The sequence below is a fragment of the bacterium genome, from assembly GCA_016873475.1.
In the GTDB taxonomy this organism is placed as follows: Bacteria; Krumholzibacteriota; Krumholzibacteriia; order JACNKJ01; family JACNKJ01; genus VGXI01.
Genome location: VGXI01000146.1, coordinates 1 through 8,352 on the forward strand (window position 1 = coordinate 1; position 8,352 = coordinate 8,352).

General features: G+C 74.9%; 6 protein-coding genes and 1 pseudogene. All 7 read left to right on the forward strand.

Annotation, left to right across the window (positions count from 1 at the left end):
• On the forward strand, positions 1-1,697 hold a 1,697-nt coding region (locus FJ251_11275), incomplete at its 5' end, for an FtsW/RodA/SpoVE family cell cycle protein (protein ID MBM4118299.1).
• The gene (murG, locus tag FJ251_11280; protein MBM4118300.1) at positions 1,697-2,809 is read left to right on the forward strand and encodes an undecaprenyldiphospho-muramoylpentapeptide beta-N-acetylglucosaminyltransferase; all 1,113 of its coding nucleotides are present in this window, start codon (positions 1,697-1,699) and stop codon (positions 2,807-2,809) included. The genes FJ251_11275 and murG, both read left to right, overlap by 1 nt.
• Positions 2,810-2,874: 65 nt before the next feature.
• The gene (locus FJ251_11285; protein ID MBM4118301.1) at positions 2,875-4,260 is read left to right on the forward strand and encodes a UDP-N-acetylmuramate--L-alanine ligase; all 1,386 of its coding nucleotides are present in this window, start codon (positions 2,875-2,877) and stop codon (positions 4,258-4,260) included.
• Positions 4,260-5,162 (forward strand): UDP-N-acetylmuramate dehydrogenase, encoded by a 903-nt coding sequence (gene murB / locus FJ251_11290; GenBank protein ID MBM4118302.1) that lies wholly within the window; start codon positions 4,260-4,262, stop codon positions 5,160-5,162. The genes FJ251_11285 and murB overlap by 1 nt, the downstream gene beginning before the upstream one ends.
• The gene (locus FJ251_11295; GenBank protein MBM4118303.1) at positions 5,149-5,949 is read left to right on the forward strand and encodes an FtsQ-type POTRA domain-containing protein; all 801 of its coding nucleotides are present in this window, start codon (positions 5,149-5,151) and stop codon (positions 5,947-5,949) included. The genes murB and FJ251_11295 overlap by 14 nt, the downstream gene beginning before the upstream one ends.
• On the forward strand, positions 5,946-7,181 hold the full coding sequence (gene ftsA / locus FJ251_11300) for a cell division protein FtsA (GenBank protein ID MBM4118304.1): 1,236 nt from the start codon (positions 5,946-5,948) through the stop codon (positions 7,179-7,181). Before FJ251_11295 ends, ftsA begins: the two co-directional genes overlap by 4 nt.
• A 53-nt stretch (positions 7,182-7,234) precedes the next feature.
• A pseudogene (gene ftsZ / locus FJ251_11305) lies at positions 7,235-8,233 on the forward strand (cell division protein FtsZ).
• Positions 8,234-8,352 lie beyond the last annotated feature (119 nt).

Genomic DNA, 8,352 nt, shown 5'->3' on the forward strand with positions numbered 1-8,352 from the left:
GGGGCCAATGCCCTGGCCGCCGTCTCGCTGGTGCTGCCCTTCGCCGACGACGCCGAGGGCCTTGCCCGCGGACTCGCGAGCTTCCGCGGTCTCGCGCACCGCATGGAGGAAGTGGGCCGCCTCGGCCCCCTGCGCTGCTACAACGACTCGAAGGCGACGAACGTCGAGGCGGCACTGGCCGGCGTCGCCGGTCTCAGCGCGCCCGTGCTGCTCATCGCTGGCGGGCGGGACAAGGGCGGCGACTTCGACGCCCTCGCCGCCGGGCTGCCCTGCGTGCGTCTCGCCTACGGCATCGGCGAGGCGGGCGCGGCCGTCGCCCGCGCCTTCGGCGCGCGCGGCCGCGCGCTGGGCACCCTCGAGGCGGCCGTCGCGGCCGCGCGTGCGGAGGGCCGCCCCGGCGAGCTGCTCGTCCTCTCGCCCGCCTGCGCGAGCTACGACCAGTACCGGAACTTCGAGGAGCGCGGCGAGCACTTCCGCCGCCTCGTCCAGGAGGCGGCGTGCTGAGCCTGCGCGGCGTCGACCGCACGCTCTTCCTGCTCACGCTCTGCCTGCTGCTGGCCGGCCTCGTCATTCTCTACGCGGCGAGCGCGCAGCCCGGCCAGCCGGGCGGCGCGGGAGGCGGCATGCTCGTCCGCCGCCTCGTGCAGATCGCTCTCGGCGGCGCTTTCCTGCTCGCGGCCGCGCTCTGCGACCTGCGTCTCATCCGGCGCGCGGCGCCCGCCGCCGCGCTGGTGAGCGCCGGCCTCCTCCTCTGGGTGCTGACGATGCCGATGATCAAGGGCACGCGCGGCTGGCTGAGCCTGGCCGGCTTCAGCATCCAGCCGGTGGACGTCGCGCGCGTCGGCCTGATGCTGTTCATGGCCGAGCGCCTCGCGCGCCACGAGGAGGTCCCCGGCTGGCGCCGCTTCAAGTGGCCGGGGATCGCCCTCGGCGCCGGCGTGCTGCTGGTCGCCGTCCAGCCCGATTTCGGCTCCGCGCTGGCGCTCGGGCTCAGCGGCGCCTGTCTCTTCGTCGCCGCGCGCCTGCCCTGGCGCTGGCTGGGCGCGGCCCTGCTCGCCGCCGCGCTCCTCGTCGGCAGCCTCTACCTGGCCAGCGACCGCGTGCGCTACCGCATCGATCTCACGCGCAACTTCGACACGGAGACGAACTCGGGCGAGAACTACCAGCTCCGCCAATCGCTGATCGGCATCGGCGCCGGCGGTCCGCTCGGCCAGGGCGCCGGCCGCAACCGGCAGCGCATCTTCCTGCCCGACCACCGCACGGACTTCATCTTCGCCATCGTCGGCGAGGAGTACGGCTTCGTCGGCGCGACGCTCCTGCTCGTCCTGCTCACGGCGCTCAGCCTGCGCATCCTGCACGTCGCGCGGCAGCGGACGGACCCCTTCGCGCGCTATCTCGCCGCCGGCCTGGGCGGCATGCTGGCCGTCTACACGGGGATCAACCTGGCCGTCGCGCTCGGGCTCTTTCCGCTCACGGGCGTGCCCCTGCCCTTCATCAGCCACGGCGGCAGCGCCCTCGTGATGAACATGCTCGCCATCGGCCTCGTCCTCGCCGTGAGCCGCGAGGAGCCCCTGCGCGTGGCGCAGGCCAGGCGGCGGCGCCTCTTCAGCCGCGGCCGCGTCGCCGAGCCGCTGGCCGAGGACCTCTTCGGGCGCGGGCTGCAGCGCGCGCGCCGCCTGCCGGCGGAGCCGCGCTGATGCGCCGGCTGCTCGTCACGGGCGGCGGCACCGGCGGGCACATCTATCCGGCGCTCGCCCTGGCGCGGGGCTTCCTCGCCGCGGCGGCGCCGGGCGAGGCGCGGGCGGCGCTCTTCGTCGGCTCGCGGCGCGGCCTGGAGGCCCGCCTCGTGCCGGCGGCCGGCATTCCCTTCCGCGCGCTGCCGATGCGCGGCTTCCGCGGCAAGGGCCCGCTCGAGCGCCTGCTCTTCCTGCCGGAACTCCTGGTCTCGGTGGCGCGGGCGCTGGCGCTCCTGCGCGAGTTCCAGCCGGACGCCGTCCTCGCCACGGGCAGCTTCGCCAGCCTACCCGTGCTGATCGCCGCTCGCCTCGCCAGGCGGCCGATCTTCCTGCAGGAGCAGAACAGCGTGCCCGGCCGCGTCAGCGCGCTCTTTGCGCGGCGCGCGCGGACCGTCTTCATCGCCTATCCGGAAGCGGCGCGGCGGCTGGGGGCGGGCGCGCGCTGCCAGCTCACGGGCAATCCCTTGCGCGAGGAACTGCTCGCGCTGGCCGGGCCGCGGCCGGCGCGCGCGCCGGGCGCGCCGCCGCGGCTGCTCGCCTTCGGCGGCAGCCGCGGGGCGCACAGCCTGAACGCCGCGCTGCGCGCGGGCCTGCCTCTGCTCGCCCGCGAGTGCCGCTTCGAGGCCCTCATCCAGACGGGCGAGGCGGAGCGGGCCGAGACAGCGGCGGCGCTCGCCGCCCTCGCGCCGGCCGTCCAGGTCGCCGCCTACCTCGATGACATGCCGGCTCGCCTGGCCGCCGCCGACTGGGTGCTCTGCCGCGCCGGCGCCATGACGCTCGCCGAGATCACCCTGCTCGGTCTGCCGGCGCTGCTCGTGCCCTACCCGCACGCGGTCGACGACCACCAGACGGCCAACGCCCGCGCGCTCGCCGAGGCGGGGGCCGCGCTCCTCATTCCCGACGCCGAGCTCGACGGGCCGCGCCTGGCCGCCGCGCTCGCCGCGCTCTGGCGGGACCCGGCGCGGGGGGCGGCGATGGCGGCCGCGAGCGCTGCCCTCGGCCGCCCGCGGGCGACCGCGGACATCCTGGCCGCGCTGGAGAAAAGCCTTGCTGGCCCCGGGGGCGGGTGCTAAACCGCGCCGGACGAGGCCCCGCCTGACTCTGCGCCATCCGCCCCGGCCCGAACGAGGAGCCGACCGTGCACCTGGGTCGCACCCGCCACCTGCATCTGGTCGCCATCGGCGGCATCGGCATGAGCGGCATCGCCGAGATCCTCGTTAACTCCGGCTTCACGGTGACGGGCTCGGACCTGAAGGAGGGCCCCGCCCTCGAGCGCCTGCGCGGTCTCGGCGTGCGCTGCGACGTCGGCCACCGCGCGGCGCAGGTGGCGGGCGCGCACGTCGTCGTCTATTCGAGCGCGGTGCCCATGGACAACCCCGAGCTGGTGGAGGCGCGCCGGCAGGGCATTCCCTGCATCACGCGCGGCGAGATGCTGGCCGAGCTGATGCGCCTCAAGCGCGGCATCGCCGTCAGCGGCAGCCACGGCAAGACGAGCACCAGCTCCCTGATCGCCGAGGTGCTCCACGCGGGGGGCCTGGATCCGACTGCCGTCGTGGGCGGGCGCCTGCTCAGCTTCGGCAGCAACGCGCGCCTGGGCGCCGGCCCGCACATGGTGGCCGAGGCCGACGAGTCCGACGGCAGTTTCCTGCATCTGGCGCCCACCTGGGCCGTGGTCACCAACGTCGATTGCGAGCACCTGGACCACTACGGCGACTTCGCGAGCCTGCGCGCGGCGATGCTCGACTTCCTCGGGCGCGTGCCCTTCTACGGCGCGGCGATCGTCTGCCTCGAGGACCCGGTGCTGCGCGGCATGCTGCCCGAGCTGCGCGGGCGCGTGATCGGCTACGGCTGGAGCGCCGACTGCGCGCTGCGCGGGGAGATCCTCGCCCAGCACCCGGGCGGCACGCGCTTTCGCTGGCGCAGCGCGAAGCAGGCGGGCGAGCTGGAGCTGCCGCTGCTCGGCCGGCACAACGTGCTCAACGCCCTGGCCGCGATCGCCGTCGGGCTCGAGCTGGACATCGCGCCGGAGGCGATCCAGCGCGGACTCGCCGCCTTCAAGGGCGTCGGCCGGCGACTCGAGACAAAGGGCGAGGTGGACGGCATCCTCGTGATGGACGACTACGGCCACCACCCGACGGAGATCGCCCGCACGCTGGAGGCCGCGCGCGAGCACTTCGGCCGCCGCTTGCGGGTCGTCTTCCAGCCGCATCGCTACAGCCGTACCCGCCTGCTCGCCGACGAGTTCGGCGCCGCCTTCGACGCCGCCGATGCGCTGATCCTGACCGAGATCTACGCGGCGGGCGAGTCGCCCCTGCCGGGCGTCGACGCCGGACTGATCGCCCGCGCCGTCGAGGCGCGCGGGAGGACGCCGGTGTTGCGCATCGCCGAGCGCGAGGCGATCGCCGAACGGCTGCTCGCCGAGGCGCAGCCCGGCGACCTCATCCTCACCCTGGGCGCCGGCGACCTCAATCGCTTCGCCGAGGAGCTCGTGCGGCGTCTGGGAGCGGCGCGGGGAGTCCACTGATGCTCGGCCTGGCCGCCGTCTACGACGGCCCCGTGGCGCGGGACGCCCCCTTGGCCGACAAGACGAACTTCCGTCTGGGCGGGGCTGCGGACTGGCTCTTCACGCCGGCGCGCGAGGAGCAGGTGGGGCCCCTGCTCGCCTTCCTCGCCGGGCAGGGCCTGCCGATCACCGTGCTCGGCGAGGGCTCGAACCTGCTCGTCCGCGACGGCGGCATCCGTGGCGCCGTGATCCGCGTCACGCGGTCCCTGGGCGACCTCGAGTTCGCGGGCGAGGAGGCCCGCTGCGGGGCGGGCCTGGCCAGCGCGCGCCTCGCGCGGCAGGCCCTGGCCGCCGGGCGCGGCGGCTTCGTCTGGGCGGCCGCTCTGCCGGGCAATCTCGGCGGCGCTCTGCGGGGCAATGCCGGCTGCTTCGGCGGCGACATCGCCGCGCAGTTCCGCGGCTGTCGCGGCTGGCGCTTCGACGGCAGCCCCTTCCGCTTCGGGCGCGGCGAGCTGGACTTCGGCTATCGATGGACGAGCCTGCCGGCGGACTGCCTCGTCACGGCGCTCAGTCTCGCGCTGCCCGCGGACGAGCCCGCGGCCCTCGCCGCGGCCACGGCGCGCTTCCACGAGATCCTCGCCCGGCGCGCGGCCAGCCAGCCGGGCGGCCTCGGCACCGCGGGCAGCACCTTCAAGAACCCGCCGGGCGACTGCGCCGGCCGCCTCATCGAGGCCTGCGGGCTCAAGGGCTTCCGGCTGGGGGGCGCGCGGATCAGCGAGCGGCACGCGAACTTCATCGTCACCGAGCCGGGGCGCGCGCGGGCCGCCGATGTGGAGGCGCTGATGCAGGCGGTCGCGGATCGGGTGGCGGCGCAGACGGGGATTGCGCTGGAGCCGGAGATCCGGATCTATGGCGAGCGGTAGCGCGCCCTGGCGCCGCCGGCGCGCGATGGCCACCAGGCGGCGGGGCCCCTGGTGGAAGCTGCTCCTCGCCCTGATCGTCTTCGCGGTGGCGCTGGCCGGCTTCGGGAGCTGGCAGGGCCTGCGCGCCCTGCTGGGCAGCGACTGGCTCCGCCTGCGCGAAGTGCGCGTCGAGGGTTGCCGCGTGCTGCCCGCCGCGCGCGTGCAGGAGCGCCTGGCGCCGCTCCTCGGCCGGCCGCTCTACGGGCGGGGCGCCGTGGACCTCGACTCGCTGGCCCTGGCCCTGACCGACCTGCCGCGCCTGAAGGGAGTGACGCTCAAGCGCCGGCCGCCCGCCACCCTCGAGTGCCGGGTCGAGGAAGCCGTCGGCGTCGCGCTCTGGCTGGAGGGGGACTTCGTCGAGATCGACGCCGGCGGTCTGCCGCTGGAGCGCTTCGGGGACCCGGCGCCGGACCTGCCGATTATCAGGCCCGCGCAGAACCTCGGGGCCGACAGCCTGCGCCGCCTCGCCCTGGCGGCTCTCGGCGGCCTGCGCGGGGCCGACTTCGACCTCGCCCGCGAGGTCAGCGAAATGACTGCGGATTCGACCGGGATCGTCTATTATCGGGGGGACAGCCCGACGCGCGTGCGGATGGGCTGGGAGGACTTCGGCGCCCGGGCGCGCTGCTACCGGGAGCTCTTCGCCGAGATCGCCGCCGACACCTTCCCCGGAGAGCTGGACCTGCGCTACCGGGACCAGGTCGTAGCCAGGAAGTCCACTGCGCGGGCCAAGCCGCAGGAGAAGCCATGAGCGAGCAGAGAATCGTCGTCGGACTGGACCTGGGCAGCCACCGCGTCACGGCCCTCGTCGCCGAGCTCAGCGGGCGCGGCGGCCTGCGCGTGCTCGGGCTGGGCACCGTGCCCAGCCAGGGCATCCGCAAGGGCGTCGTCGTCGGCTTCGAGCCCGCGGTGGAGGCCGTACGCGAGGCGGTGGGCGAGGCCGAGCGCGCCTCGGGGCTCGTCATCCGCGCCGCCTTCCCGAACGTGAGCGGCGAGCACTTCCGCGCCATTCCCAGCGAGGGCGTGCACGCCAAGGAGGGCCGCGAGCGCGAGATCACCCCCGAGGACGTCGAGCAGGTGATCCGCGTCGCGCGCAGCCTGCAGCTGCCGCCCGGCTATCGCATCCTGCACACCCTGCCCGTGGACTTCATCCTCGATGGCCGCGGCGGCATCAAGGACCCTGTCGGCATGGACGGCGTGCGCCTGCAGGCCGAGGTGCTGCTCTTCATGGGCGAGGGCAGCGTGCTCGAGAACACGGCGAAGGTGGTGGAGAAGGCCGGCCTCGCCGTCGAGGGCCTCGTCTTCTCGCCCCTGGCGACGGCGATGGCCGCCCTCACCGAGTCCGAGCGCGAAGAGGGGGTAGTGCTGATCGACATCGGCAGCGGCACGACCGAGGTGCTCGTCGTCGCCGACGGCGCCGCCCGCCACGCCGAGGTGCTGCCCCTGGGCGGCGGCAACGTCACGCGCGACCTCTCGATCGGACTCGGCCTCAGCCTGGCGGACGCCGAGCGCCTCAAGCTCGACCACGCGAGCGTGGGTCCGCTCAGCGCGGCGGACGCCGAGGCGCAGCTCACGGTGCGCCAGGTGGGCGCCGATGCCGACAGCGCGCTCTCGGCGCGCACCTTGCATTCGATCGTCGAGCCGCGCGCGCGCGAGCTGCTCGAGCTGGCCTGGGACCGCGCCCAGCGCTCTCCGGCCGCGCGCAGCGCGGGCTGCGGCGTCGTGCTCTGCGGCGGCGGCGCGCTGCTGCCCGGCCTCGCGGGCCTCGCCGCGCAGCTCTACGAGCGCAGCGTGCGCCTGGGCGCGCCGCTGGAGCAGCAGGGCCTGATCGCCGAGCTGGCCGATCCGCGCTATACCCCGGTCGTGGGGCTGCTCCGCTACGGCTACGAGCGCCTCGTCGGTGACGAGGCGGGCGAGGCGCCGCCGCGCGGCGGCCTGCGCCGTCTCTTCCGCGCCATGGGCGCCGGCCGCCGGGGAAAATAAGGCTGGACGCTCTTGCGGACCCCGCGCTAGCTTGCGCGCGGAGGTGAGAGAAAATGTCCGACAGCCCTAGGGTGAAGTTCGACTTCGACTCGGACTTCTCCGACGCCGCGTCCATCAAGGTCGTCGGCGTCGGCGGCGCCGGCGGCAATGCCGTCGCGCGCATGATCGACGCCGGGCTCTCCGGGGTCGACTTCATCAACATCAACACCGATGCCCAGGTGCTCTACGCGAGCAAGGCCATCCACCGCATCCAGATCGGTCGCAAGCTGACGAAGGGTCTCGGCTCGGGCGGCGATCCGAACGTGGGCCAGGCCGCCGTCGAGGAGGACCTGGACAGCATCGAGGAGATGCTGCGCGGGGCGGACATGGTCTTCGTCACCGCGGGCATGGGCGGCGGCACGGGCACGGGCGCCTCGCCCGCCGTGGCGCGCCTGGCCAAGGCGGCGGGCGCCCTCACCGTGGGCGTCGTCACGAAGCCCTTCCACTTCGAGGGCCGCCAGCGCATGAAGGTCGCCGAGGAGGGCATGGCCGCGCTGCGCGCCGAGGTGGACACCCTGATCACGATCCCCAACCAGCGCCTTTTCGAGGTGGTGGACCCGGACACGCCCTTCGCCGAGGCCTTCCGCATCGCGGACGACGTGCTGCTGCAGGCCACGCGGGGGATCAGCGACCTGATCACGGTGACGGGTCTGATCAACCTGGATTTCGCCGACGTGAAGAGCATCATGGCGGGCATGGGCCCGGCCCTGATGGGCACGGGCAGCGCGCGCGGCGAGGGCCGCGCCGAGAAGGCCGCGCGGGCGGCGATCAGCTGTCCGCTGCTGGCCGAACAGAATATCGCGGGCGCCCAGGGCGTCCTGATCAACCTCACGGGCAGCAACTCGATGACCCTGCGCGAGGTGACCACGGCCACCGACCTGATCACGGAAACCGTGGGCGAGAGCGCGAACATCATCTTCGGCACCGTGCTCGACCCGGCGCTGGAGGACGAGCTGCGCGTTACGGTGATCGCCACCGGCTTTGGCGCCGGCCAGCCGTCCGAGGCGCGCCGCGCGGCGGCGGCCGCGGCCCGCGCGGCCGTGGCGGCGGCCGGCGTGCCGCGCGCGATGGCGGCGGCGGCGGGCGCGGGGGGGCCGACCGCCCTGGCGGGGGCGCCGCTGGCCGAGGCCCC

What these genes read in the sequence shown, in the direction of transcription:
- ftsA (MBM4118304.1), top strand. Translation starts at nt 5,946, where the DNA reads ATGAGCGAGCAGAGAATCGTCGTCGGACTGGACCTGGGCAGCCACCGC.
- FJ251_11295 (MBM4118303.1), top strand. Translation starts at nt 5,149, where the DNA reads ATGGCGAGCGGTAGCGCGCCCTGGCGCCGCCGGCGCGCGATGGCCACC.
- murG (MBM4118300.1), top strand. Translation starts at nt 1,697, where the DNA reads ATGCGCCGGCTGCTCGTCACGGGCGGCGGCACCGGCGGGCACATCTAT.
- murB (MBM4118302.1), top strand. Translation starts at nt 4,260, where the DNA reads ATGCTCGGCCTGGCCGCCGTCTACGACGGCCCCGTGGCGCGGGACGCC.